Origin of the sequence: Macrococcus epidermidis, from assembly GCF_024205965.1 — a bacterium.
GTDB classification, from domain to species: Bacteria; Bacillota; Bacilli; order Staphylococcales; family Staphylococcaceae; genus Macrococcoides; species Macrococcoides epidermidis.
The window spans coordinates 1,535,447-1,560,502 of record NZ_CP073819.1 but is presented as its reverse complement, the minus strand read 5'-3'; the positions used below and the strand labels follow the sequence as shown (position 1 = coordinate 1,560,502).

Below are 25,056 nucleotides of genomic sequence, written 5' to 3'. Positions count from 1 at the left end.
AACAGTTAACTGTCTTCTCCTTTTCTTATTGGAAATTGTTTTTTTATTAATGTATCTAATTCCAGCCAGGATTTTACCCGTGTAACGCCAGCTGGTAATTCACTTTGATTATAAGGTGTATCAAATAAATACACTGGAATGTTTAATGCGTTGTGAATTTCAATCGCATTATCAAGTTTATCCTCAAAAAATGCATCAACATTAAGACGTCTTGCTGTTTCTATCTTTTCATGTGAACCTGTAAGTTCAATGTGATGATAGGGCACATTGTGTGTTTTAAACCAGTCAATTGTTAATTCTTGTAAGTAAGAATGTCTGGCACTGATAAAGATCAGTTGATAATAATTGGCCCAATTCGATAAAACCTGGTCTGCATCATTATGAACTGGAGAATATTTATATATTTCATGTTCATTATCTTTAAACCATTGATAAATTTCTGATTCAGGAATATTTAGTACATTAGATAAGTCATATTCAGTAATATCTTCATATTTAAAATCTTTATTAAAAGATCTTTGAAGATAAGGTACTAAAGCAGTAGGGCATGTTACAGTACCATCAATATCTATACCCATACGAAACTTTTTATTCATTTACTGCCTGCTCTTGATTTAATTTTTCTTCAGCTTGCTTTTTAAAGTATTCCTCAGCTAATTTATCAATTTCAATCTTCAATTCTTCTACCATCGTTTCCTCTGGAACTTTTCTGACTGTTTTACCTTTCATAAATAACAAGCCTTCACCACGTGCACCGGCAATACCGATATCTGCTTCACGTGCTTCACCGGGACCATTAACCGCACAACCCAATACAGCAACTTTTAACGGTGCTTTAATCGTTGAGATGTATTCTTCTACTTCATTTGCAATAGAAATGAGATCTATTTCAATACGTCCACAAGTAGGACAAGATATTAATGTAGCTGCATTGCTTGCTAATCCAAATGATTTTAATAATTCTCTAGCTACTTTAACTTCTTCGACAGGATCCGCTGATAAAGAGATACGAAGTGTATTTCCGATACCTAAACTCATGATTGCACCAAGTCCTGCTGCAGATTTAACTGTTCCTGCAAATAATGTACCACTTTCAGTAATACCTAAATGTAGTGGATAATCAAAAGCTTGCGCAGCTTTTGTGTACGCCTCTATTGCTAAGTTAACGTCACTTGCTTTCATCGATACGATGATATCATGGAAATCCAGGTCTTCTAAAATTTTGATATGATGTAATGCACTTTCAACCATACCATCTGCAGTTGGATAACCGTATTTTTTTATGATATGTTTTTCAAGCGATCCAGCATTAACACCAATACGGATGGGTATACCTTTTGCTTTACATGCTTTTACTACTTCCTCTACCTTTTCACGACGCCCGATATTACCTGGATTGATACGAATTTTATCAGCGCCACCTTCGATAGCAAGTAATGCTAATTTATAATCAAAATGAATATCCACAACAAGTGGGATATTAATTTGTTTTTTAATTTCTGCAATTGCCAGTGCATCTTCTTCTTTTGGGCAAGCTACACGTACAATTTGGCAACCTGCTTCTTCAAGACGCTTAATTTCTGCAACTGTCGCTTCAACGTCATGTGTTTTCGTTGTCGTCATACTTTGTATGATAAGCTCATCACTTCCACCGATTGTAAGATCTCCAACCTTCACTGGACGTGTATTTCTTCTATGTGTGATTTCAGGCATTTATAAAACTCCTTTAATTTTAAGTATGAATAATGTCATAACATATTTATTATATAGAATAATAACATTAAATTGTATTGTTTTGTTTTAAGATTCAAACTTTACTTTTTTACGAGGTAAATTATGAACAGTTACTAATATGAGGACTGCGAGCACTGTCCATGAGCACATGATGAAAAACATATTGTATTTTATATTCAATAACCCTAAAAATAAAATAATTGAAGGTAGTGTTAATAAAAATGTTGTTATTTTAAGCCAGTTCATAAATCGGGACTTTCTTTTAAATAGTACTGAGACAACGTGTGCAACTGTACTGATAAATATAATTTTTATGACAGTAGTGATAAATTGAATGAAAATCAGAAAACCGATAATAATCGACAGATAAAAGTAACTAGAAGTAGTATACGTTTTTAAAAAAGTAATAAAACTCGTTTTATCATTAAACATCGGCAAATTTAAATACGACAAGAAGGTAGATTCATCTACTTGTATACCGTATTTCTGAAACGACATGACATGATTTTCCGGTGATTGTTTTTTATTTGAAAATAAAATTTTATAAGGTGGAACATCGATTGTTTTTTCTTCTTTCAAGACAAGTATGTTATCTTTAATTTTAAAGTCAGGTATTTCATGCTGTTTATTTTCCACCATCTGATTTGCAACATTAATAGCATTGTAATAATGAATACTATTAGGAATTGAGAAAAGAAATGCAATGATAAATATATGTAAAAAAATATATCTGAGCTTTACCGTTCTGAACAAAGGATATTGTTTAGGCTTCATTAACCTTTTCAAGTGCTTAATATACAAATTACTTCCTCCTAGAATGCATTAAATGTTTGGAGATGAGACAACACTATTATTCTATCAAAAATAATCATTTTGATATATAAGCAAAGTAGTTGAGAACGCTATCTTAAGTTGATATGATGAATATGTACTTAAAACTTAAGGAGGATGATTAATTATGGCTTTTGAATTACCACAATTACCATATGCATATGATGCATTAGAACCACACATCGATAAAGAAACTATGGAGATTCACCATACGAAACACCATAATACTTACGTTACTAACTTAAACGCTGCAGTAGAAGGAACAGAATTTGCGGATCTTTCTATCGAAGATTTAATGAAAAGAATTAACGAAGTACCTGCTGATAAGAAAACAGCTGTTGTAAATAATGGTGGTGGACACTATAATCACTCTTTATTCTGGACTTTACTTGCACCAGGTAAAGAAGCTACTGGTGAAGTAGTTGATGCAATCAACGCTAAATTCGGTTCTTTAGACGCTTTTAAAGAAGAATTCGCTAAAGCTGCAACTACACGTTTTGGTTCTGGTTGGGCTTGGTTAGTAGTAAACAATGGAGAATTAGAAGTAGTTTCTACACCAAACCAAGAGAATCCATTAATGGAAGGTAAAACACCGATCTTAGGTTTAGATGTATGGGAACATGCTTATTACCTAAACTATCAAAATAAACGTCCTGACTATATTGCAGCATTCTGGAATGTAGTAAACTGGGAAAAAGTAAACGAATTATATTTAGCTGCTAAATAGTTGTTAATCGTAATTCGTAAAAATAAAGAGACATTTCATCTGAAATGTCTCTTTATTTGTGTTTTTATATCAAAAATATAGAAAATATGTGTTAATTCATATATTATTAAAAGATAAATGGTTAGTGATGGGGGATTTCCTTTGAAACGTGTTAAACAAGAATCAAATGAACTTAAACAAAAGCGACTGATGAACCGTAGAATCAGCGTTATCTTTATGGCAATTGTTTCATTATTAATCATCCTTGTTCTTAGATTAGGATACCTTCAGATTGTTAAAGGTGAAACGTATAAAAAAGCAGTGGATAATAATGAAAATATAGAAGTAAATGAATCAGTTCCAAGAGGCAGAATTTATGATCGCAACGGTAAATTGTTGGTTGATAATACTTCAAAGAAAGCTATTACATACACACGTGACCGTATGACAAGTCGCAGTGAAATGCTTGATACTGCAAAGAAATTACATAAATTGATGTCTATGCCTACAGATGCATTGACTTTAAGGGATAAGCAGGATTTCTTTATATTGACGCATAAAGATGAAGTGGATCAGTTGATGAAGAAAGAATTACAATTATTTGATACCGGTGAAATTTCTCAGGATGAATATAATGAAGCGGTATATAAAAAGTTAACAGAAGATAAATTGAAATCAATGTCACAAGATGAATTAGAAATAGCAGCTATTTTTCGCGAAATGAGCAGTGGTAGTCAGTTAAGTCCTCAAATTATTAGAAACGAAAACGTGTCAGAAAAAGAATATGCACTAGTTTCTCAGAATTTAAGTGAATTACCTGGTGTGAATACAACAATGGATTGGGATAGAAAATATCTTTATGGTAAGACATTACGTACAATGTTTGGAAATGTTTCATCAAAAGAAGAAGGATTACCTAAAGAATTAGTAGACTATTATTTATCTAAAGGATATTCGCGTAATGATAGAGTAGGACAAAGTTATCTCGAATTTCAATATGAAAATGTGTTACGAGGTAAAAAGAAGAAGATGCGTTATTTAACAGATAAATCAGGGAAAATCATCAATTCAGAAGTGATTTCTGAAGGATCTAGAGGAAATGATCTGGTTTTATCTATTGATATAGATCTACAACTTCAAGTTGAAAAATTAGTAGATAAGCATATTCAAATTTTACGCTCTATGAATGCCAAATCGATGGATAAAGTTTTAGTAGTCGTACAAGATCCTAACAATGGTGATATTCTTGCATTAGCTGGAAGACAAATTGATAAGAATGGTAAGATATCAGACTATCATTATGGGACATTTACATCTCAATATGCAGTTGGGTCTACGGTAAAAGGCGCAACATTACTTACTGGATATAGTAATAATGCGATAAATGTTGGAGAGGATATGATTGACCAACCTTTAGTATTTAAAGGTGGCGTAGAAAAACGTTCATATTTTAATCCAGCAGGCAAAATAGAAATCAATGATAAAGAAGCATTAATGCACTCGTCAAACGTATATATGTTTAAGACTGCTTTAAAGATGGCAGGTTTAAATTATTCTAACAATATGTCATTACCTGCGGATATAACAGAAGTAGGATTAAAACTAAGAAAAGGCTTAAATCAGTTTGGATTAGGCGTTAAAACAGGTATTGATTTACCAAATGAAGTAACAGGTCAAACAGGTACACTGAAGAATAATCCTGGTAATTATCTGGATTTAGCGATCGGACAATATGATACATATACGCCTTTACAACTTTCTCAGTATGTTTCAACGATTGCTAATGATGGTTATCGTATACAGCCACACTTAGTTAAAGAAGTTCGTGGAGCTTCAAAGACAGATAAAATAGGACCAATTAAAGAAAGTATTAAAGGAAAAGTATTGAATCGAATAAATAATTCACAAGAAGAAATTGATCAAGTGAAAGATGGGTTCGATATGGCCTTTAATAACGAACTTGGTACAGGCTATAAAAGTTTTGCTAATACGGTAGTAAAAAGTGCTGGGAAAACCGGAACAGCTGAAGTTTTCCAGGATGGTAAATCACGTGTAAATTCTACGTATATCGGCTATGCTCCTATGGACAAACCAAGTATGAGTTTCGCTATTATCTATACAAACCAACCTGTCCCACCACCATGGTTACCTGGCGGAGATTTAGGAAGAGATATTATAAATGAATATTTTAAAGACAAAGCGGGTAAGAAAACTAAAGTGATAGAAACAGGTTCTTCGGGTGTACAAAGTGCGATATCAAATGGTGCTGAGCAGAATAATACACAATAATGTATTCAACGATTATAAATCCTAAAAAAATAAGATTTCTTGAGTAAAAGGCAATGCGACTATGCATTGTCTTTTTTTCTTTACATAAAATTTACATTACATTCATCTTGAATTAACAATCTTACACTATAGTAAGTAGTGTAATAAACAAATACAAATTATTCGTCTATTCAATTAGGAGGACTTTCAAAATGAAAAAATGGCAATTAGTAGGTTCAACAACTGTTTTAGGTACTGCATTATTATTAGGTGCTTGTGGTGGAGCAGCTGACAAGAAAGAAGATAATGCTTCTGAAGATAAAGGTGCTAGTACTGATACAGCAGCTAAAGATATTAAAGGTGAAGTTAAAGGTGACGGTTCTACAACAGTAGCTCCAATCATAGAAAAAATCAATGAAGAATTCAATGCTGAATATCCAGATGTAACTGTATCTGTTGGTACTTCAGGTACTGGTGGTGGTTTTGAGAAATTCATCGCTGGTGAAACTGACTTCTCAAATGCTTCACGTGACATTAAAGACGAAGAGAAAAAAGCTTTAGAAGATAAAAAAATAGAATATACTGAATTCAAAATTGCTACTGACGGTTTAACTGTTGCTGTAAATAAAGATAATGATTTTGTAGATTACTTAACATTTGAAGAATTAGCTAAGATTTACTCTGGAAAAGCTAAAACTTGGAAAGATGTTCGTGCTGACTTCCCAGCTGAAGAAATTAAAGCATTTTCTCCTGACCAATCACATGGTACTTATGACTTCTTTAGTGAAGAAGTATTAGATAAAGGTGAAATCAAAGCAGAGAAAAACGCTGATACTAACGTAATCGTTAAATCAGTACAAGATAATAAAACTGGTATCGGTTTCTTCGGATATAATTTCTTCCAGGAAAACAAAGATAACTTAAAAGCTGTTAAGATTCAAAAAGAAGGTAAAGGCGAAGGTGTTGAAGCGACTGAAGAAACAGTTAAAGATGGTTCTTACCCATTAAGCCGTCCATTATACATCTATGCTAAAAACGATTCAATTAAAGAAAACGCTGCATTCAAAGAATTCTTAAAGTTCACTTTAGAAAAAGCTAAAGATGCTGCTACTGAATCTGGTTATGTTGCTTTAGAAGATAAATTATATGAAGAAGATTTAAAAAAATTAGAAGAAGTTAAATAATTATTAACTTAATAATTATTCAAATATGAAATTTTTCTAAGGGACGAAATTTTTCGTCCCTTTTAAAATGAAGGAGTCTAAACTATGGAAAATAAAATTTCTGTACAAGATTTGATTGCTCAAAACAAGAGTAAAGGATCTTCGAAAAACATCATTGAAAAGATGATTCCAACAATTTTAGCTGTCATTGCTTCAATTTCAATTTTAACGACAATTGGAATCCTGATTACATTATTAACTGAAACAATTACGTTCTTTACCCGTGTTTCATTTGCAGACTTTTTCCTTGAAAAAGAATGGAATGCGTTTGGCCAAGATCCGAAATTTGGTATTATCTCTTTAATTTTAGGAACATTAAAAGTAACATTTATCGCTACAATATTTGCAGTACCTGTTGGTTTAGGTGCAGCATTATATTTAAGTGAATATGCAAGTGACCGTGCGCGAAGAATCATTAAACCTATTTTAGAAATCTTAGCGGGGATTCCAACAATCGTTTATGGATTCTTTGCATTAACATTTGTAACGCCGTTATTACGCGCTGTATGGCCAGACTTAGGAAGTTTTAATGCAATCAGTCCTGGTTTAGTAATTGGTATTATGATTGTACCGATGATTGCTTCATTATCTGAAGATGCGATGAGTGCAGTACCTCAAGCAATTCGTGAAGGAGCTTTAGGTTTAGGATCGACGAAATTAGAAACTGCTATCAAAGTAGTTTTCCCTGCAGCATTATCTGGGATTTTAGCTTCTATCGTATTAGCAGTATCACGTGCTATCGGTGAAACAATGATCGTATCACTTGCTGCTGGTAGTTCACCAGAATTCTCTTTAGATTTCACGAACTCATTACAAACGATGACAGCATTTATCGTTCAGGTTGCGACTGGTGATGCTACTTACGGATCTGATATCTACTACAGTATCTATGCAGTAGGATTTACATTATTCGTATTTACCTTAATTATGAACTTCATTTCACAATGGGTTACTAAACGATTCAGAGAGGAGTATTAATATGGAATTAATTAATCATGAAACAGTTGAAAAGAAACTCTCTGGCAGACTGTCAAAAAATAAAATTGTTAAATTTCTTTTCTTCTTATGTACAATGATCGGTTTGGTTGTACTGGCAATTTTATTATTTGATATTATTCGTAAAGGGGCAGGATATTTAACGCCTCAGTTTTTTACAAACTTCTCATCTACAACACCAGAAAAAGCAGGTATTAAAGGTGCTTTGATCGGAACATTATGGTTAATGATGACAATTGCGCCTATCGCAGTAACGTTAGGTGTGGCAACTGCTATTTACATGGAAGAGTATGCAAAAGATAATGCATTTACTAGATTTATTAAAGTTAATATCGCTAACTTAGCATCTGTACCATCGGTTGTATTTGGATTGTTAGGATTAACATTATTTGTACGTGGTGCCGGTATTGAATCACTTTCTCTTGGAAAGTCGGTTTTAGCTGCAGCACTTACAATGTCATTAATGATTTTACCGGTTATAATCGTTTCTAGTCAGGAAGCGATCAGAGCAGTACCTAATGCGATTCGTGAAGCTTCATTAGGATTAGGTGGAACGAAATGGCAGACGATTACAAATGTTGTATTACCAGCTTCAATTCCTGGTATTTTAACGGGTACAATTTTAGCTTTATCTCGTGCCATTGGTGAGACTGCACCATTAGTAGTTATCGGTATTCCAACTATCTTCATGAAAACTCCTGATAGTATTATGGACAGATTCCAGGCTTTACCAATGCAAATCTTTACATGGGCTAAATTACCGAAAGCTGAATTCCAGTTTGTATCTTCAGCTGCGATTATCGTGCTATTAATTATGTTAATTGCTATGAACTCAATTGCTATTTTTATCCGTAATAAATATCAGAAAAAATTCTAGTTTTTAATTTGAGAGGGGTCTTATAATGAATAACAACGTAAAAGTTTCAAATGATGTAAAGAATAATGAAAAAGTTATCGTTACAACTGAAACAGTAAACAATACAGGCAGTGAAAATATAAAAAAAGAACGTAATATCGTAACAGGTCAAACACCAAATCCAACAAATCGTAATATAGTTTATCAAACAAAAAATTTAGATTTATGGTATGGTGATCATCATGCTTTACAAAATATCAATTTAGATATTTTAGAAAATGAAGTAACAGCAATTATCGGACCATCAGGTTGTGGTAAGTCAACTTATATCAAAACTTTAAATCGTATGATTGAATTAATCCCAAGCGTAAGAACTTCTGGAGAAATTCTATACCGTGGAGATAATATTTTTGATAAAAGTTATAAAGTTGAACACTTAAGAACTCGTGTAGGGATGGTTTTCCAAAAGCCTAACCCATTCCCAAAATCTATCTATGATAACATTACTTATGGGCCAAGAATCCATGGGATAACTGATAAAAAAATCTTAGATGAAATCGTTGAAAAATCTCTTCGCGGTGCTGCAATTTGGGATGAAACAAAAGACAGATTAGATAAAAATGCTTATGGTTTATCTGGTGGACAACAACAACGTATTTGTATCGCACGTTGTTTAGCAATTGAGCCAGATGTTATATTAATGGATGAGCCTACATCTGCATTAGATCCAATTTCAACTTTAAAAGTAGAAGAGTTAGTTCAGGAAATTAAAAATCAATATTCAATCATTATCGTTACGCATAACATGCAACAAGCTGCTCGTATTTCAGACAAAACAGCATTCTTCTTAAATGGTTACGTCAACGAGTATGATACAACGGATAAGATCTTCTCTAACCCAGCTGACGAACAAACAGAACGTTATATTTCAGGAAGGTTTGGTTGATATGAGAGAAATATACGAAGAAAGTTTACAACATTTAGAAGAAAGTGTTTTAAAACTTGCCGATGAAGTTTATAGAACTATCGAAAAAAGTATTAATGTATTAAGTGATGATGAAAAATCTGTTGCTAGAGAAATTATTGAACATGATCAGGTTATTAATGCTATGGAAAGTAATATAGACGATCAGATTATCAGTTTAATTACTAAACAACAACCTATTGCTACAGACTTAAGAATGATTTTATCTTCAAGCAAAATATCTTCAGAACTTGAAAGAATGGGAGATAATGCAGCAAATATAGCTAAGATTCGTAAAAGAGTAAAATTTGAAGATGAATATATTTTGATGCGTCTTAAAACAATGGGAAAACTTAGTATGTTAATGCTAGCTGATCTTAAAGAAGCACACAAAAATAATGATGTGAATTTAGTTAAAGAAATTATTGAGCGAGATAATGATATTGATGATTTATATAAAGAAATTATTAATAGTGCATATTTAATCGACAATGATCCATATATTTCTGGACAAGCACATTTAGCTGGTCGTTACCTTGAAAGAATTGGTGATCACATTACTAATATCGCTGAAAGTGTTTATTTCACGATTACTGGTGAAAGATTTAACTAATTCATAAATTAGTACTAGATAATTCATGCGACACATGTTATTATAGAAAAGTCGTATGGATATTTAGAAACGTGAGGAGGGAACAACTATGCGCGTTAATGTTACTTTAGCTTGTACTGAATGTGGTGAAAGAAACTACATCACTAAAAAAAATAAACGTAATAACCCAGAACGTATTGAAATGTCAAAATACTGTGCAAGAGATAATAAAAAAACTTTACACAGAGAAACTAAATAATTTTTGAGCAGACATGAATTTTCATGTCTGTTTTTTTATGTGCGTTCCATTCTTTATGCTATATTGTATAATATAAGTGAGGTGAGAAAATGACAATTAAATCAGATAAAAAAGATTTACGATTAGCGATGCTTGCGCAGTTAAAGCATAACCAAAATAAAACTGAAAAAGAAGATTCGATAATACATACTTTTATTAATGAAGATGTATTTAGAAATGCGAATTCAATTGGTATCACGATGAGTATGAATCATGAATTAGATACGAGATGGTTAATAGAATATGCAGCGGGTCTTGGAAAAAAAGTATATGTTCCATATTGTGACTATAAAACGAAACAGATGCACTTTGTAAGATATACTTCAGAAGAGGACATTGTAAAAGATTCATATGGTATAGATATCATGAACCATCAGCAGGAAGTTGGTACGCAGCCAGAATTACTTGTTGTTCCTGGTGTCATTTTTAATGAAGATGGTTATCGTATTGGATACGGTGGCGGTTATTTTGATAAATTTTTAAGTCATTATACAGGACAAACAGTAAGTTTAATCTTTGAAGTTCAACTTGGTGAAGTGTTAATTGAACCACATGATATTCCTGTTTCAATGCTTATTACTGAGAAAAGAATAATAATTAATGAGGACAATCAATGATAACAGAGAAGTTTATATGGAAAAACATCTATGAATATATAAAATATACTGATTATGATTTTATAACAACTTCAGAGGCATTGGATGATGTATGGCTGTATAGTCGTAGTAAAAAAACATTAAAACGTATCATACTCAGTAAACAGACAGCACAATCAACGATGTTTATGGTTCAGAAAATAATGGATCATCATGAAGAAATTGAGCGTTTAGTAAGTCAATCGGTTGAACATTATGAAATATTGCTTATCGACCAGGAAATCCAAATCAATGAGATGCCTCTAAATATTAAAGTGATATCATGTCCGAATTCTCAGTCAGTAAAACAAACACTAAACACACCTTTTAAAGCGATATCGAATAAAACAAAGCCACAATCTGTATCGTGGTATCAAAATAGAGTAATTAAAAAAAATCCGATAGATACTGCTATGATTAAGTTTACACCGCTTACGTATTTATTGATTTTGATAAATATCATTTGTTTCATTGCAATGAATATTTGGCATATGACGCATAAAGTAGATACGCTCGTTGAAAAAGGTGGATTAACGCATTTTAATTTTGTTCATGGTGATTATTACAGAGTGATATCTTCAATGTTTCTCCATTTTGATTTTCAGCATTTATTGTTTAATATGATGTCACTATTTATTCTCGGCAAAATTATAGAATATTTATATCTAAAAAGACAGTATCTTCTGATATATATTTGTGGTGGTATTATAGGTAATTTAGTTTCTCTGGCATTTGATACGACTTCTATATCTGTTGGAGCAAGTGGAGCTATTTGTGCATTGATGGGTGCAGCAATAGCGTATATCATCTTTAGTGGGAAATTTGATAAAAAATTTATTATGCAAATACTAATAGGTAGTATTATCTATCTCGCAGCAAGTTCTTTATTTGCCAATGTTAATAACTATGCTCATTTTGGTGGTTTATTTGGCGGTTTGTTCATTGCAATGCTAATACATTTATATAATATGAAAAGTCAGTATTTTAAATGGATGAGTGCTGGTTTAGGTATTATAGTAATTTTGTTACTCTTTAATATTTTTTCTGAAAAAGAACACCATATTTATAATGAATTTGCTGCACAGGCCATAGCTGCAGGAAATGATCAGGATGCGAAGGAAATTCTAACTACTACTATTCAAAAAGGTTATGATAATGACGAAACATATGTTTATTTTGGTTTGCTGAAGACAAAACAGGAAAGTTTATCAAACGGTATTGCTGAATGGAAAAAAGGATTGAACAAGTTTCCAGATAGCGATAAATTAAACTATCAGATGGCTTTGGCTATGCGTGCAATGGATGATTATGATAGCGCTAATAAATATTTGAACAAGGCAATTCAACGCAATAGAATATCTTCTTATATAAAACTTCAAAAAGAATTTAAAGAATTCAGGTGAAACAATGCAGTCATTTTACGATGTGCAACAGTTACTTAAACAATTTGGTATTATTATATATTTTAAAGATGAAAAAGATACGATTGAAATGATGAATCAGGAGATAAAATCATTACATGATGCCGGTATTATTACGAATGAACAGTTTGTGCAGGCACGTTTAATATTAAATCAGAGAAAGATGGGAAAAATATGATTATTTTAGCTGCGGATATTGGGGGCACTACTTGTAAGTTAGGTGTTCTTGATGAAACCTTAGAAATACTACATAAATGGGAGATTCCAACCAAAACCGAAAATAATGGCGAAAGTATATTGAAGAACGTATATGACTCTTTTGTAGTTAACGCGAAACATAAAAATTATGATATGAATGATGTTCTTGGTATAGGATTAGGTGTTCCCGGTCCAATTGATTTTAAAACGGGTGTTGTTAATGGTGCGATAAATTTAAACTGGCATGGAAAGATCAATATTAAAGAACAATTTGAAAAGTTAAGTGGATTACCGGTCTATGTTGACAACGACGCTAATGTGGCAACTTTAGGAGAAAAATTTAAAGGTGCTGGACAGAATGAACCTGATGTGATTTGTGTGACACTTGGTACTGGTGTCGGTGGCGGTATAATAAGCAATAATGAACTTGTCCATGGTCACAATGGTTCTGGTGGAGAACTTGGGCATTTTAAAGTTGATTTTAAAGAACGATTCCAATGCAACTGTGGAAAGAAAGGTTGCTTAGAAACAGTTGCGAGTGCGACAGGCGTTGTTAACCTATCTTATCATTACTATGCTGAACTACAATTCCAGACGGTAATTGAAGATGCGATAAAAAATAGAACACTACAGGCTAAAATGGTTTTTGATGCTGCAAAAGCTGGAGATGAATTTGCGACATACGTTATAAAGAAAGTTGCGAGAAATTTAGCATATGCATTGAGTGTATTTAGTGTTGTAACGAATCCTAAATATATCATCATTGGTGGTGGTGTATCTAAAGCTGGTGATTTCTTAATTCAGCATATTGAAGATGTCTATCGTGAAATAACTTTTACGCCTGCAACGCAAGGTACTAAAGTTGTAACAGCGACTTTAGGCAATGATGCTGGAATTATTGGTGCTGCAGGTTTGATCAAACAATATGTGAAAAAGGAGCAAGTATAATGGCAATTATTGATGTTGTAGTAATTCCTTTAGACGGTAAGTCGATCAGTGTGAGTAAGTATATCGCGGAAATTCAAGTAATATTAGAAGATTTAAAGCAGCAGGGTAAAATCGATTATATGTTAACACCAATGAGTACTTTAATAGAAGGAGAATTACACGAATGTCTCATGGCTTTAGAAGCTATACATGAGTCACCTTTTAAGCAGGGATTAGATCGTGTATGTACAAATATTAGAATTGATGACAGAAGAGATAAAAAACGAAAGATGATTGACAAGATAGATGCAGTAAATAAACATCTGAAATAAAAAATAAAACCAGGACAAAATGTCCTGGTCTTATTTTTAGTGATGTAAAATTGGATATCCGTATGTGAAGATTGTTGCTAGTGAAAAGAATCCAAATGATAAAGTAGCTAATAAGCCAAAGATAATGCCTAATACATTTTTAGATTTAACAGCATTTAATAAAGCTTTGATTGATAAGAAAAATACTGCTAACATTAAAAGTGAAAAGATATTTACACCAATATGAATTTTTGTACCAAAGATTTCAAATAATTCGCCTGTGTTAATAAACGGCATAACATAACCCCCATGAAATTACTTTTATTATCATTAATATTGTATAATTAATAAATAACTTTGTCGAGTACATTTTTTAGGAGGAGCAATTTATGGATAAAATAAAATTATCTTTAGGGCAAATACAAACAAACTGCTATATCATACATAATGATTCTGAAATATTGATTTTTGATCCTGGAGATGAACCAGAAAAGATTATCGATGCTGTATTACCACTAAATAAGAAAGTGATCGCTGTTATTCTAACACATACACATTTTGATCATATCGGAGCAGTAGATGCGATTTGTGAGCGATTTAATGTACCGGTCTATGTATCACAAGAAGAGCAATACTGGTTAACGGATACGATTAAAAATGGTTCAGAAAAATTTAAACAGTATGGTCTAGAACCAGTGATTGCAAAGACAAAGCCTTTAATAATGAAACTTGGGAAGCAGACGATTGGTTCGTTTACGTTTGATGTGCGTCATACACCCGGACATTCGCCAGGTAGTCAATCTTTTATTTTTAATAACTTTGCAATAGTTGGCGATACATTATTCAAAGAAAGTATCGGTCGTACTGACTTATACGAGGGTAACACACAACAATTATTAAATAGTATTGATCAGCAGCTCATGACACTTGATGAGCAATTTATTATTTGTCCGGGACATGGTGCATATACCACAGTTCAACATGAGATGGATCGTAATCCGTTTTTAAATGGCTATTAAAAAAAACCTTCCGTAAAGGAAGGTTTTTTATTCGTGATGGCCAAAACTTGGCTCTAATAAGAAAGTTGAATAGTATGTGAAACCTACGAAACATACAACTAAGTATGCTGCAAAAATATACATATACATTCTTTCAGTTAATTTTAAGTAACCTAATAATACAAAAAATCCAGTTTGAGCAACGAAAATGAATGACATCATTGACATACCGCCAACGTAGAACATTACTGCAAATATCGCTGTCCAGAATCCTAAAGTTTTAAAAACTTTATCCATATGGTTATTCCCCCTATATTCAAACTCTTCATATCACTTATTATTATAAAGATAAGCATTTAATAAGTAAACCTCTAATTTTGTAAAAATGATGGAAATAAATGGATTTATTCAACCGTTTCATAAGAAAATAAATTAATGAAATAAAAATTCTGATGTAAAAAAATAAAATAGAAGAAGTTCCCGATATTAATGTAGAGGAGGGATTTATGGAAAAACTATTACATACAATATTGAATGATGCAATCACTAAAAAAACTTCAGACGTACACTTTATACCCGAAGCTGATAATGTCATGATGAAATTCAGAATTGGAGGTAATATGTATGCTTATAATCAGTTAAATACTGAACAATTCGAAAAATTATTATCATATGTAAAGTTTATAACACATCTTGATGTTTCTGAAAAAAATAAAGCACAGAGCGGTATATTGACCTATGAGAAGGATGAAATACTTTACAATATCAGGGCATCGACATTACCGCATACGATTGGACATGAAGCTTGTGTGATGCGAATAATTCCAGCATTATTTAGTCAAAATATTTCAATCGAACAGGAATTATTATCTTTAATGCATAAAGGAAGCGGATTAATTTTGATTAGTGGTCCTACGGGATGCGGAAAAAGTACATTGATGTACCAAATGTTAAATTATGCAGCGCTAAATTTAAATAAACAGATTATTTCGATTGAAGATCCCGTTGAACAGAGAATTCAAGGTATGATTCAAATCAATGTAAATAAAAAAGCTAATATAACATATCAGAATGCAATAAAGGCCATTCTTCGCTGTGATCCGGATATTATTATGATAGGAGAAATTCGTGATGCTGAAACTGCAAAACAAGTCATCAATGCAAGTTTAAGTGGTCATCTTGTGCTGTCGACACTGCATGCAAATACATGTTTTGGTGCTATTCATCGGTTGATGGAAATGGGGGTAACCAAAGTTGAACTTGAGCAGTGTCTGGAAATAATCATTAATCAGCGATTAGTAAATACTACTACAAATCGAACACGTATTTTTGAGCAGTTGATAAAAGGCGATGTACGTAATTATTTAAATGATAGAAAAGTTCAGCATTATCATCCTTTATCAGAACAATTGCAAGTTATGCACGACGAAGAAAAGATTACGCAGCTGGAGTATGAACGTTATGCTTTGGAATAGAAACAAATTAAAATTATATGAAGATGATTTTTTAATCCGCTTAAGTGAGATGACGCAAAACGGCTTTACACAATATGAAGCAATTAAGTTTTTATTTTCTCAATATGATGAAGTAAAATCTTCAGATAAGAAATTAGTATTATCTGCACTTGAACAAGGCAAAACTTTATCGGATTGTCTGAAGTTATTAAACTATAGTAATCATATTGTAATGCAGGTTCATTTCAGTGAGTCATTTGGAAATGTTAACGAAACGTTAAAACATTGCTATGCTTATAATCTTTCAAAACGGAAACTGAAACAGCAGTTTATAAAGACGATTCAATATCCGTTAGTACTTATCATTATATTTATCGCATTAATCATTACTGTTAATCATACTGTACTCCCACAATTTAAAAATATGTATAGTTCAATGGGTGTGACCTTAAGCAAAGAACTCATAATCCTTACAAATATACTATATACACTTCCACAAATAATTATATATACAATATTACTTCTCATTTCTCTAATACTTTATTATTTTCTTATTTTTAAAAAATCCAATATTAAAAATCAACTTTATACCATTAAAAAAATTCCCGTTATTAATCAACTGTTTCGTTTATTTATAACTTATCGTGTAAGTGCTGAACTTTCATTCTTTTTAAGTAATGGTGTCATGATGAAAAACGTCATCTCAATTTTAGAAGGTCAAAATAATGATCAAACGTTAAGTTATATTGCAGCTTGCATTAACCAGGAATTGATCAAAGGTGAAGCACTTCCTGATGCAGTTTCTAAATTGCAGTTATTTGAAAAGTCTATGATTCAATTTATGCAGCATGGAGAGAAGAATTCGAAGTTAGATAGAGAACTCGAATATTATAGTCAGTACGTCTTTAAAAAATTTGAACTGAGGATTTTCAAATTGATTAAAAGTATCCAGCCAATCATCTTTATTGTTTTAGGATTATTAATTGTCGCAATGTATTTAGTCATTATATTACCGATGCTCCAGATGATGGAGGGCATTCAATAGGAGGAATAACAATGTATAAATTTATTAAAACACATAGTAATCATTTTGTTCGATCTTTTAAAAATCAATTCAGTAAAAATGATGGATTTACTTTAATAGAAATGCTGCTTGTTTTGCTTGTTATTTCGGTATTAATCATTGTGATTATTCCAAATATCGCAAAACAATCTGATAATGTTCAGAATACAGGTTGTACAGCACAGGTGAAGATGGTACAAGGACAAATAGAAGCATATAAACTTCAGAATGGAAAGACGCCAACGTCGATTAATGAACTTGTACCGGAATTTTTAAAGGAAAATCAGGTGAAATGTAAAAATGGTGATCCAATCAATATTGAAAATGGAGAAGCGGTGGCACAAAAATAATAATGGATTTAGTTATATTGAATCATTACTTGTATTGTTAATCATCGTTATCATCATTATCATCGTTCCAGTCACAAAAATTGATGAAAATGAAGTGCTAGATGAAGAAATTAACGATGAAATTATTTCTTTACTAAATTATTATCAAACGAAATCTTATGAAACAGGTGAAGTTATAGTTGTATCGTTCCCACCAAGGAACGATACAATCTATATTCAATCAAAAGTTTTAGGGATTAATAGTAAATATATAATTAATCAAGGTGAAATATATGAAGGAAATAGTTTAGCAAATAGTGAAATCATTTTTAAGAATAATGGAGTTAGAACAGGTGGAACGATTAAATATTATATTGGTGATACACTTTATCAAATCGTTGTACAGATACACAGAGGAAGAATACGAATTGAAAAAGTATGATGGATTTATGCTGATTGATAGCTTGCTTTCTTTTTCAGTAGTCGCTTTAATTACTTTATCTTTGTTGCCAATGTATTTCACATTATCTCATACATATGAGCAAAAGAAAAAATCGTTGGAAATGTATCGAATAGCATATGTAGAAATAGTCATCAATGAAAGAGGTGGTTTCATTGAAGGTGACCAGATCTGTTATAAGAAAGATAAAGTATACTGCATTAAGAAAAAGTAATGGTTTTACGATGATCGAAATGATGATAAATTTATCAATTATAATAATGATTATGAGTTTGTTACCGCTTATTTATATGAACATTTATCAATTAAGTGGAAAAAGCACAGATCATTTTGATGTTAATAATGCTATGTTCCAAAGAGATCTCTATGACGAATTAAATAATGCTGATTATGTTGAAATCGTAAATAATCAGCTTTGGATATATACCGGAGATGATATTATACAATATCTATATCATAAACATCGCATTATCAGAAAGCTTAATCAAGAGGGATATATTATTATGTTGGAAGGAGTCAAAAATGCATATTTTGAAATACATGATAATGCAGTATACCTATCTATTGAACGTTTCAACAAGCATACAGTTACGTATCAAATCATCTGAAGGCTTTATCTTTCCATCTATGCTGATATTGTTAATGCTTACAATATTATTTTTGAGTTACTTCAGCACAAGATACATGTTAAAATTTAATACATTAGATAATCTTGAGCATTATTATTTTAATGAAATTATTGAAGCTATTTCACAAAAGAAATAGCTTTTTTTAAATAGGGGGATAAATGATGGCAATAGTATTAATTGGTTTTATGGGTGCAGGAAAGACAACTGTTGGAGAATTACTTTCTCGTAAAATGAATATACCCTTTATAGATTTAGATAAAGCCATAGTAGAATTAGAGCATTTATCGATTCCTGCAATATTTGAAAAATTTGGAGAAGCCTATTTTCGTAAATTGGAACACGATGTATTAAAAACATATATAAACAAGAATATTATCATAGCAACTGGAGGAGGTATAATTGAAAATCCGAACAATATAGAAATATTAAAGCAAAACAATTTAAATATTTGGGTAGATGCGAACATTGATACTGTGTATAATAGAATTGTTGGTGATAATAACCGTCCCAATGCTCAGAATAAATCGTTTGAAGAAATTAAAAAGTTGTACAACAGTAGAATTTCACGTTATAATGAAATCGCATACATCAAGGTCTATAATGAACATGATGTAACTTTAAGTGTGCAGGAAATTCACAATCAAATAATGACGGATGATGAAAATTAGAGAGAATGAGTGATCATCGCCGAAGGGGCAAGCTATATAAACTCTCAGGCAAAAGGATAATTTTCGGACGTAACCTGAAGAAATCAACAGGATAGCATTTGCTATGCTGTTTTTTTAATTATATTTTTAGGAGGATAATCATGACTGAATTAAAGAAAACACCATTGTATGACAAATACATTGAAGACGGTGCAAAAGTAATTGACTTTTCTGGATGGGGTTTACCTGTTCAATTCTCTAGCATCAAAGAAGAGCACATTGCTGTTCGTGAAAATGTTGGAATGTTCGATGTAAGTCATATGGGCGAGATCATTGTTGAAGGTGAAAATGCTGTAGAATATCTTCAAAATGTTTTAACGAACGATATTTCAAAGGCAACTGACAGAAAAGCACAATATACAATGATCTGTAACGAAAATGGTGGCGTAATCGACGATTTAGTTGCTTACAAACTTGATGAAAACAAATATTTATTAGTAGTAAATGCAGGTAATACAGACATCGATTTTGAATGGTTACAACAACATACAATTGATGGTGTAACTGTAACGAACGTATCGAAAGAATACGGACAAATTGCGGTTCAAGGTCCTAAAGCATTAGAAATATTAAAGTCACAAGTTAAAGAAGATATTGCATCATTAAAAATGTTTGAATTTATTCAAGATGTTGAAATCTTCGGTAAGAACGTTATCTTTAGTCAATCTGGTTATACTGGTGAACACGGCTTTGAAATTTACTGTGCTGCAGAAGACACAGTTGCAATTTGGGAAGGTTTATTAGATTTAGGTGTTGTACCTTGTGGTTTAGGTGCGCGTGACACATTACGTTTAGAAGCAGCGTTACCATTACATGGACAAGATTTATCTACTGACATTACTCCTTATGAAGCTAAAATGGGCTTCAGCGTAAAATTAGATAAAGGCGATTTTATTGGTCGTGAAGTTCTTGCAAAACAAAAAGAAGAAGGTTTGGCTCGTAAATCAGCTGGATTAGAAATGTTAGAACGTGGCATCGCACGTACAGATTATGAAGTTCAAGATAAAGATGGCAATAAAATTGGTTATGTTACAAGTGGTACCCAATCACCATCTACTGGTCGTTCAATTGCGTTAGCATTGATTAATATCGATCAGACAGAAATTGGTAATGAAGTATTTGTTCAAGTCCGTAAGAAATTAGTGCCAGCAAAAATTGTGAAAACACCATTCCATAAAAATTAAGGGGTTGAAAAAATGAGTCATCGTTATATACCATTAACAGAAACTGATAAAAAAGAAATGATGGATACAATCGGTATCAAGTCTATCGACGAATTATTCCAGGACATTCCTGAACGCGTACGTTTTCAAGGGGATTTAAATATTAAACCTCGTAAAGCAGAAACACCTTTATTAAAAGAATTATCTGCGCTTGCAAATAAAAACATTACGAGTGACACACACGCATCATTTTTAGGTGCTGGTGTTTATGATCATTATATACCTACAGTAGTTGATCATGTTATTTCTCGTAGTGAATTCTATACAGCGTATACACCATATCAACCAGAAATCTCTCAAGGGGAATTACAGGCTATCTTTGAATTCCAGACGATGATTGCTGAACTTACAGGTATGGATTGCGCTAACTCATCTATGTATGATGGTGGAACATCTTTTGCTGAAGCGGCGATGTTAGCATGTGGACACACTAAAAAGAAAAAAATTATTGTATCTAAAGCAGTTAACGACCAATCACGTGCTGTTTTACAAACTTATGCGACGGGTCAACATTTAGAAGTTGTTGAAATTGATGTTAAAGATACTGTGACAGATTTAGATGCTTTAAAAGCAGCAATCGATGAAGATACTGCTTGTGTTATGGTTCAATACCCAAACTTCTTTGGTAGTATTGAAGATTTAGAAACGATTAAATCATACACAGAAGGTACAAAAGCATTATTCGTAGTATCAAGTAACCCTATGAGCTTAGGATTGTTAACACCACCTGGTGAATTTGGTGCTGACATTGTAGTTGGGGATGCACAAGTATTTGGTATCCCAGCTCAACTTGGTGGACCACACTGTGGATATTTCGCAGCAACAAACAAATTAATGCGAAAAATGCCTGGACGTCTTGTTGGTCAAACTCAGGACGACGAAGGTAACCGTGGTTTCGTACTAACTTTACAGGCACGTGAACAACATATTCGTCGTGATAAAGCGACTTCAAATATTTGTTCGAACCAAGCTTTAAATGCATTGGCTGCATCTGTTGCAATGAGCGCATTAGGTAAGAATGGTGTTTATGAAATGGCAAACCAGAACTTACAAAAAGCTAATTATATGAAAGAAAAAATGATTGAAGAAGGTTTCACAGTATTAGCTGGTACAACTTTCAATGAATTCGTAGTTAAATTTAACGCACCAATTTCTGAAATCAATGAAAAATTATTAGAAGATGGATTTATTGGTGGTTATGATCTTGGTCAAGTGGATAGCAAGTATGAAAATCATATGTTAATCGCTGTTACTGAGTTACGAACGAAAGAAGAGATCGATACATTTATCGCGAAAGTAGGTGTGTTCAATGCTTAAAGGAAGCTCTCCATTAATTTTTGAACGTTCAAAAGAAAATCGTTTCAGTTATTCATTACCTGAATTAGAAGTTGAAAATAAAAAAGTTGAAGATATTTTAGATAGCAAGTTCATTCGTAAAGAACGTGCGATGTTACCAGAAATCGCTGAATTAGATTTAATGCGTCATTACACTGAATTATCTAACAAAAACCACGGTGTTGACTCTGGATTCTATCCACTTGGTTCTTGTACGATGAAATACAATCCAAAAATCAACGAAAAAGTTGCTCGTATGGCTGGATTTGCAGCAGCGCATCCATTACAAGATGAAAAAACGATTCAAGGTTCGTTAGAAGTGATTTATGATTTACAAGAACACTTAAAAGAAATTACTGGTATGGATGAAGTTACACTTCAACCTGCAGCAGGTGCACATGGTGAGTGGACTGCATTAATGATGATTCGTGCGTTCCACGAAGCGAATGGAGACCACAACCGTACAAAAGTAATCGTACCAGACTCAGCGCATGGTACTAACCCGGCATCAGCAACAGTTGCTGGTTTTGAAACAGTTACAGTAAAATCAAACGAATTTGGATTAGTTGATATTGAAGATTTAAAACGTGTAGTTGGACCAGATACAGCTGCGATCATGTTAACAAACCCAAATACATTAGGTTTATTTGAAGAAGATATTTTAGAAATTCGTGAAATCGTTCATGCTGCGGGTGGTAAATTATACTATGATGGTGCAAACTTAAATGCAATCATGAGTAAAGTACGTCCTGGAGATATGGGATTTGACGCAGTTCACTTAAACTTACACAAAACATTCACTGGACCACACGGTGGTGGTGGACCAGGATCTGGACCAGTTGGTGTGAAAGCTGATTTAGTACCATTCTTACCAAAACCACATATTATTAAGACTGAAGATGGATTTAAATTTGATTATGATCGTGAACAATCTATCGGACGTGTTAAGCCATTCTACGGTAACTTTGGTATTTACTTACGTGCATACACGTATATCCGTACAATGGGACCAGATGGCTTAAAAGAAGCATCTGAAGTGGCTGTATTAAATGCGAACTACATGATGAGAAGATTACAAGACTACTTCGTATTACCATACGATCGTCATTGTAAGCATGAATTTGTAATCAGTGGTTCTAAACAGAAGAAACTTGGTGTGAGAACGTTAGATATGGCAAAACGTCTGTTAGACTTTAACTTCCATCCGCCAACAATCTATTTCCCATTAAACGTTGAGGAATGTATGATGATTGAACCTACTGAAACTGAATCTAAAGAAACATTGGATTCATTCTGTGATACGATGATTCAAATCGCTAAAGAAGCAGAAGAAAATCCAGATATCGTATTAGAAGCACCACATGATACTGTTATCGGCCGTCTTGATGAAACAATGGCAGCACGTAAACCAGTATTAAAATATTCAGGAACGATTGAAAAGTAATATAGAGTTTTAAGTTTAAGCAAAGCATGAATTCTTTCGTGCTTTGCTTATTTATATTAAAAATAAAAAAACGAGACAAATTTGTCTCGTCAAGAATTATAAAATTATTTTTTCACTTTTAAATCATATTTCCAGTCTTTATAGCCATTTTTCAGCATATAAAGATTATTGTAGCCGTGTTTTTTCAGCATGCGCGCTGCACGATAACTTGAGATACCATTTGCATCTACGAAGTAGATTGGTTGATCTTTACGTAACCCAAGCATTCTCGTTCTGAATATTGTCATTGGAATGTTTCTTGCACCGTTAATATGTCCGTAATCATAATCTGCTTTTTCACGTAAATCGATGACCTGCGCTTTTCTTAAACCGCTTTTAAAGTCATCTTGACTTAATTCAGTAACAGCTTTACGATTGATAGAGTAATTAATTAGAATGTAAACTAACAAAGCAAGAAGTACGATTCCTAAAATATACCACATCGTCATTTTAGTAGTCCTCCTTTTATAATCATAGATTTATTATAGTAATAAAATCATATGATTTCAAAGTTATTTTACTTTTATTTTATTTTTATTTTGTGTGATTACGTTGGGGAGTTTGATTGAGATGGAAAATAGTAAAAAAGAAGAATGGTTATTTTTAAATACGAAGCAAAATGATCCTTACTTTAATATGGCGTTGGATGAAGCATTGCTTAATTTTGTTTCAGAAGGTAAGCTGCCTCCTGTTATTCGATTTTATGGATGGAATCCTGCGACACTTTCAATCGGTTATTTTCAAAAAATAGAAAAAGAAATTGATTTAGAAAAGGTAAAATCAAAAGGCTATGGTTTAGTACGACGTGCTACAGGCGGTCGTGGTGTACTACATGATAAAGAACTTACATATAGCGTTATTGTACCTGAAGCGCATCCTGAAATGCCGAAGACTGTTACTGAAGCTTATCGTGTTATTTCTCAAGGTCTACTCGAAGGTTTTATTGATTTAGGCTTTGATGCTTATTTCGCTGTTCCCAGAACAGAAGAACAACGCGCTAAACTGAAAGATCCTAGAAGTTCAGTCTGCTTTGATGCACCTAGCTGGTACGAACTGGTTGTAGAGGGGCGTAAAATTGCTGGCAGTGCACAAACCCGTCAAAAAGGTGTGATACTTCAACATGGTTCTATTTTGCAGTCCATTGACGTTGACGAGCTTTTTGACTTATTTACATATCAAAATCCGAGACTTAAAGATAAGATGAAAAAAGCCTTTTATTCTAAGGCGGTCAGTATACAGGATCTAACAGATAAAGAAATAACGATAGAAATGATGGAAGAAGCATTCTTTAAAGGTTTTGAAAAAGGTTTAAATAAAAAATTAGTTCCTTTTGAAATGAACGATGCATTAAGAGATGAGACGAATCGTTTAATGGAAAAATATAAAAGCGATGCGTGGACATATCGAAAATGATT

General features: G+C 32.6%; 30 protein-coding genes and 1 riboswitch. Of the genes, 24 read left to right on the top strand and 6 right to left on the bottom strand.

The window, feature by feature from the left end:
• Positions 1-5 precede the first annotated feature (5 nt).
• From KFV12_RS08270 to KFV12_RS08260, 3 genes are all read right to left on the bottom strand, one after another.
• Positions 6-596, bottom strand: coding sequence for an LNS2 domain-containing protein (locus tag KFV12_RS08270; RefSeq protein ID WP_111715190.1), 591 nt, complete (start codon positions 594-596; stop codon positions 6-8).
• Entirely contained in the window at positions 589-1,704 is a 1,116-nt protein-coding gene (gene ispG, locus KFV12_RS08265) for a flavodoxin-dependent (E)-4-hydroxy-3-methylbut-2-enyl-diphosphate synthase (RefSeq protein WP_199798213.1), read from the bottom strand. Before ispG ends, KFV12_RS08270 begins: the two co-directional genes overlap by 8 nt.
• A 96-nt stretch (positions 1,705-1,800) precedes the next feature.
• Positions 1,801-2,535, bottom strand: a complete 735-nt coding sequence (locus KFV12_RS08260) for a DUF1189 family protein (protein WP_111715188.1) — start codon at positions 2,533-2,535, stop codon at positions 1,801-1,803.
• 157 nt (positions 2,536-2,692) lie between these two features.
• Between KFV12_RS08260 and KFV12_RS08255 the strand changes: the two genes are divergently transcribed.
• The 13 genes from KFV12_RS08255 to KFV12_RS08195 all read left to right on the top strand — a co-directional run bounded on the left by KFV12_RS08255 (position 2,693) and on the right by KFV12_RS08195 (position 13,981).
• Positions 2,693-3,292, top strand: a complete 600-nt coding sequence (locus KFV12_RS08255) for a superoxide dismutase (protein ID WP_111715187.1) — start codon at positions 2,693-2,695, stop codon at positions 3,290-3,292.
• Positions 3,293-3,481: 189 nt separating this feature from the next.
• The gene (locus tag KFV12_RS08250) at positions 3,482-5,560 is read left to right on the top strand and encodes a peptidoglycan D,D-transpeptidase FtsI family protein (RefSeq protein WP_242444227.1); all 2,079 of its coding nucleotides are present in this window, start codon (positions 3,482-3,484) and stop codon (positions 5,558-5,560) included.
• A gap of 191 nt (positions 5,561-5,751) precedes the next feature.
• Positions 5,752-6,723 carry a PstS family phosphate ABC transporter substrate-binding protein gene (locus KFV12_RS08245; RefSeq protein WP_111715183.1) on the top strand — a complete coding sequence of 324 codons (972 nt, stop codon included), beginning with the start codon at positions 5,752-5,754 and terminating at the stop codon, positions 6,721-6,723.
• 84 nt (positions 6,724-6,807) lie between these two features.
• The gene (gene pstC, locus KFV12_RS08240; RefSeq protein WP_111715182.1) at positions 6,808-7,740 is read left to right on the top strand and encodes a phosphate ABC transporter permease subunit PstC; all 933 of its coding nucleotides are present in this window, start codon (positions 6,808-6,810) and stop codon (positions 7,738-7,740) included.
• Position 7,741: 1 nt separating this feature from the next.
• The gene (pstA, locus tag KFV12_RS08235; RefSeq protein WP_111715180.1) at positions 7,742-8,635 is read left to right on the top strand and encodes a phosphate ABC transporter permease PstA; all 894 of its coding nucleotides are present in this window, start codon (positions 7,742-7,744) and stop codon (positions 8,633-8,635) included.
• A gap of 25 nt (positions 8,636-8,660) precedes the next feature.
• Complete coding sequence (gene pstB, locus KFV12_RS08230; protein WP_239242764.1) at positions 8,661-9,560, top strand: phosphate ABC transporter ATP-binding protein PstB; 900 nt, start codon at positions 8,661-8,663, stop codon at positions 9,558-9,560.
• Entirely contained in the window at positions 9,553-10,191 is a 639-nt protein-coding gene (gene phoU, locus KFV12_RS08225; protein WP_111715179.1) for a phosphate signaling complex protein PhoU, read from the top strand. Before pstB ends, phoU begins: the two co-directional genes overlap by 8 nt.
• A gap of 88 nt (positions 10,192-10,279) precedes the next feature.
• Positions 10,280-10,429 (top strand): 50S ribosomal protein L33, encoded by a 150-nt coding sequence (rpmG, locus tag KFV12_RS08220; RefSeq protein WP_096076353.1) that lies wholly within the window; start codon positions 10,280-10,282, stop codon positions 10,427-10,429.
• A gap of 89 nt (positions 10,430-10,518) precedes the next feature.
• Complete coding sequence (locus KFV12_RS08215; RefSeq protein ID WP_111715177.1) at positions 10,519-11,085, top strand: 5-formyltetrahydrofolate cyclo-ligase; 567 nt, start codon at positions 10,519-10,521, stop codon at positions 11,083-11,085.
• The gene (locus KFV12_RS08210) at positions 11,082-12,506 is read left to right on the top strand and encodes a rhomboid family protein (protein ID WP_111715175.1); all 1,425 of its coding nucleotides are present in this window, start codon (positions 11,082-11,084) and stop codon (positions 12,504-12,506) included. Before KFV12_RS08215 ends, KFV12_RS08210 begins: the two co-directional genes overlap by 4 nt.
• Before the next feature lie 4 nt (positions 12,507-12,510).
• Positions 12,511-12,702, top strand: coding sequence for a YqgQ family protein (locus KFV12_RS08205; RefSeq protein WP_111715173.1), 192 nt, complete (start codon positions 12,511-12,513; stop codon positions 12,700-12,702).
• The gene (locus KFV12_RS08200; protein ID WP_111715172.1) at positions 12,699-13,670 is read left to right on the top strand and encodes an ROK family glucokinase; all 972 of its coding nucleotides are present in this window, start codon (positions 12,699-12,701) and stop codon (positions 13,668-13,670) included. The genes KFV12_RS08205 and KFV12_RS08200 overlap by 4 nt, the downstream gene beginning before the upstream one ends.
• Entirely contained in the window at positions 13,670-13,981 is a 312-nt protein-coding gene (locus KFV12_RS08195) for an MTH1187 family thiamine-binding protein (protein ID WP_111715170.1), read from the top strand. Before KFV12_RS08200 ends, KFV12_RS08195 begins: the two co-directional genes overlap by 1 nt.
• A 36-nt stretch (positions 13,982-14,017) precedes the next feature.
• Here the strand turns inward: KFV12_RS08195 and KFV12_RS08190 are convergent, their stop codons facing one another.
• The gene (locus KFV12_RS08190) at positions 14,018-14,257 is read right to left on the bottom strand and encodes a DUF2759 domain-containing protein (protein WP_096076359.1); all 240 of its coding nucleotides are present in this window, start codon (positions 14,255-14,257) and stop codon (positions 14,018-14,020) included.
• A gap of 92 nt (positions 14,258-14,349) precedes the next feature.
• On the opposite strand from KFV12_RS08190, the gene KFV12_RS08185 reads away from it, so the two are divergent.
• The gene (locus KFV12_RS08185) at positions 14,350-14,979 is read left to right on the top strand and encodes an MBL fold metallo-hydrolase (protein WP_254256547.1); all 630 of its coding nucleotides are present in this window, start codon (positions 14,350-14,352) and stop codon (positions 14,977-14,979) included.
• 27 nt (positions 14,980-15,006) lie between these two features.
• Here the strand turns inward: KFV12_RS08185 and KFV12_RS08180 are convergent, their stop codons facing one another.
• Positions 15,007-15,255 carry a DUF2626 domain-containing protein gene (locus KFV12_RS08180; protein ID WP_099578437.1) on the bottom strand — a complete coding sequence of 83 codons (249 nt, stop codon included), beginning with the start codon at positions 15,253-15,255 and terminating at the stop codon, positions 15,007-15,009.
• Between the two features lie 209 nt (positions 15,256-15,464).
• Here KFV12_RS08180 and comGA point away from each other — a divergent pair, with 209 nt between their 5' ends.
• From comGA to gcvPB, 9 genes are all read left to right on the top strand, one after another.
• The gene (comGA, locus tag KFV12_RS08175) at positions 15,465-16,433 is read left to right on the top strand and encodes a competence type IV pilus ATPase ComGA (RefSeq protein WP_254256546.1); all 969 of its coding nucleotides are present in this window, start codon (positions 15,465-15,467) and stop codon (positions 16,431-16,433) included.
• Entirely contained in the window at positions 16,420-17,457 is a 1,038-nt protein-coding gene (gene comGB, locus KFV12_RS08170; RefSeq protein ID WP_170122461.1) for a competence type IV pilus assembly protein ComGB, read from the top strand. Before comGA ends, comGB begins: the two co-directional genes overlap by 14 nt.
• A gap of 11 nt (positions 17,458-17,468) precedes the next feature.
• Positions 17,469-17,825, top strand: a complete 357-nt coding sequence (gene comGC / locus KFV12_RS08165; RefSeq protein ID WP_255724760.1) for a competence type IV pilus major pilin ComGC — start codon at positions 17,469-17,471, stop codon at positions 17,823-17,825.
• Positions 17,776-18,246, top strand: a complete 471-nt coding sequence (locus KFV12_RS08160) for a hypothetical protein (protein ID WP_170122460.1) — start codon at positions 17,776-17,778, stop codon at positions 18,244-18,246. The genes comGC and KFV12_RS08160 overlap by 50 nt, the downstream gene beginning before the upstream one ends.
• Positions 18,247-18,425: 179 nt before the next feature.
• Positions 18,426-18,872 (top strand): competence type IV pilus minor pilin ComGF, encoded by a 447-nt coding sequence (locus tag KFV12_RS08155; RefSeq protein WP_239242759.1) that lies wholly within the window; start codon positions 18,426-18,428, stop codon positions 18,870-18,872.
• Between the two features lie 182 nt (positions 18,873-19,054).
• Complete coding sequence (locus KFV12_RS08150) at positions 19,055-19,561, top strand: shikimate kinase (protein WP_111715158.1); 507 nt, start codon at positions 19,055-19,057, stop codon at positions 19,559-19,561.
• Positions 19,548-19,631, top strand: a riboswitch (glycine riboswitch). (Overlaps the previous gene by 14 nt.)
• Before the next feature lie 67 nt (positions 19,632-19,698).
• Positions 19,699-20,784 carry a glycine cleavage system aminomethyltransferase GcvT gene (gene gcvT / locus KFV12_RS08145; protein ID WP_111715536.1) on the top strand — a complete coding sequence of 362 codons (1,086 nt, stop codon included), beginning with the start codon at positions 19,699-19,701 and terminating at the stop codon, positions 20,782-20,784.
• Positions 20,785-20,796: 12 nt separating this feature from the next.
• Positions 20,797-22,140, top strand: a complete 1,344-nt coding sequence (gcvPA, locus tag KFV12_RS08140) for an aminomethyl-transferring glycine dehydrogenase subunit GcvPA (RefSeq protein ID WP_111715156.1) — start codon at positions 20,797-20,799, stop codon at positions 22,138-22,140.
• Complete coding sequence (gcvPB, locus tag KFV12_RS08135) at positions 22,133-23,602, top strand: aminomethyl-transferring glycine dehydrogenase subunit GcvPB (RefSeq protein WP_099578421.1); 1,470 nt, start codon at positions 22,133-22,135, stop codon at positions 23,600-23,602. The genes gcvPA and gcvPB overlap by 8 nt, the downstream gene beginning before the upstream one ends.
• A 104-nt stretch (positions 23,603-23,706) precedes the next feature.
• On the opposite strand, the gene KFV12_RS08130 is transcribed toward gcvPB, so the two are convergent.
• Positions 23,707-24,090 (bottom strand): rhodanese-like domain-containing protein, encoded by a 384-nt coding sequence (locus KFV12_RS08130; RefSeq protein ID WP_096076370.1) that lies wholly within the window; start codon positions 24,088-24,090, stop codon positions 23,707-23,709.
• 121 nt (positions 24,091-24,211) lie between these two features.
• Between KFV12_RS08130 and KFV12_RS08125 the strand changes: the two genes are divergently transcribed.
• Entirely contained in the window at positions 24,212-25,054 is an 843-nt protein-coding gene (locus KFV12_RS08125) for a lipoate--protein ligase family protein (protein WP_240837203.1), read from the top strand.
• The last annotated feature ends 2 nt before the right edge of the window (positions 25,055-25,056 follow it).

Bases quoted from the DNA above. Each gene is read 5' to 3' on its own strand.
- KFV12_RS08270 (WP_111715190.1), bottom strand. From the start codon at position 596: ATGAATAAAAAGTTTCGTATGGGTATAGATATTGATGGTACTGTAACA.
- KFV12_RS08255 (WP_111715187.1), top strand. From the start codon at position 2,693: ATGGCTTTTGAATTACCACAATTACCATATGCATATGATGCATTAGAA.
- KFV12_RS08250 (WP_242444227.1), top strand. From the start codon at position 3,482: ATGAACCGTAGAATCAGCGTTATCTTTATGGCAATTGTTTCATTATTA.
- KFV12_RS08245 (WP_111715183.1), top strand. From the start codon at position 5,752: ATGAAAAAATGGCAATTAGTAGGTTCAACAACTGTTTTAGGTACTGCA.
- pstC (WP_111715182.1), top strand. From the start codon at position 6,808: ATGGAAAATAAAATTTCTGTACAAGATTTGATTGCTCAAAACAAGAGT.
- pstA (WP_111715180.1), top strand. From the start codon at position 7,742: ATGGAATTAATTAATCATGAAACAGTTGAAAAGAAACTCTCTGGCAGA.
- pstB (WP_239242764.1), top strand. From the start codon at position 8,661: ATGAATAACAACGTAAAAGTTTCAAATGATGTAAAGAATAATGAAAAA.
- rpmG (WP_096076353.1), top strand. From the start codon at position 10,280: ATGCGCGTTAATGTTACTTTAGCTTGTACTGAATGTGGTGAAAGAAAC.
- KFV12_RS08215 (WP_111715177.1), top strand. From the start codon at position 10,519: ATGACAATTAAATCAGATAAAAAAGATTTACGATTAGCGATGCTTGCG.
- KFV12_RS08210 (WP_111715175.1), top strand. From the start codon at position 11,082: ATGATAACAGAGAAGTTTATATGGAAAAACATCTATGAATATATAAAA.
- KFV12_RS08205 (WP_111715173.1), top strand. From the start codon at position 12,511: ATGCAGTCATTTTACGATGTGCAACAGTTACTTAAACAATTTGGTATT.
- KFV12_RS08200 (WP_111715172.1), top strand. From the start codon at position 12,699: ATGATTATTTTAGCTGCGGATATTGGGGGCACTACTTGTAAGTTAGGT.
- KFV12_RS08195 (WP_111715170.1), top strand. From the start codon at position 13,670: ATGGCAATTATTGATGTTGTAGTAATTCCTTTAGACGGTAAGTCGATC.
- KFV12_RS08190 (WP_096076359.1), bottom strand. From the start codon at position 14,257: ATGCCGTTTATTAACACAGGCGAATTATTTGAAATCTTTGGTACAAAA.
- KFV12_RS08185 (WP_254256547.1), top strand. From the start codon at position 14,350: ATGGATAAAATAAAATTATCTTTAGGGCAAATACAAACAAACTGCTAT.
- KFV12_RS08180 (WP_099578437.1), bottom strand. From the start codon at position 15,255: ATGGATAAAGTTTTTAAAACTTTAGGATTCTGGACAGCGATATTTGCA.
- comGA (WP_254256546.1), top strand. From the start codon at position 15,465: ATGGAAAAACTATTACATACAATATTGAATGATGCAATCACTAAAAAA.
- comGB (WP_170122461.1), top strand. From the start codon at position 16,420: ATGCTTTGGAATAGAAACAAATTAAAATTATATGAAGATGATTTTTTA.
- comGC (WP_255724760.1), top strand. From the start codon at position 17,469: ATGTATAAATTTATTAAAACACATAGTAATCATTTTGTTCGATCTTTT.
- KFV12_RS08160 (WP_170122460.1), top strand. From the start codon at position 17,776: ATGGTGATCCAATCAATATTGAAAATGGAGAAGCGGTGGCACAAAAAT.
- KFV12_RS08150 (WP_111715158.1), top strand. From the start codon at position 19,055: ATGGCAATAGTATTAATTGGTTTTATGGGTGCAGGAAAGACAACTGTT.
- gcvPA (WP_111715156.1), top strand. From the start codon at position 20,797: ATGAGTCATCGTTATATACCATTAACAGAAACTGATAAAAAAGAAATG.
- gcvPB (WP_099578421.1), top strand. From the start codon at position 22,133: ATGCTTAAAGGAAGCTCTCCATTAATTTTTGAACGTTCAAAAGAAAAT.
- KFV12_RS08130 (WP_096076370.1), bottom strand. From the start codon at position 24,090: ATGACGATGTGGTATATTTTAGGAATCGTACTTCTTGCTTTGTTAGTT.
- KFV12_RS08125 (WP_240837203.1), top strand. From the start codon at position 24,212: ATGGAAAATAGTAAAAAAGAAGAATGGTTATTTTTAAATACGAAGCAA.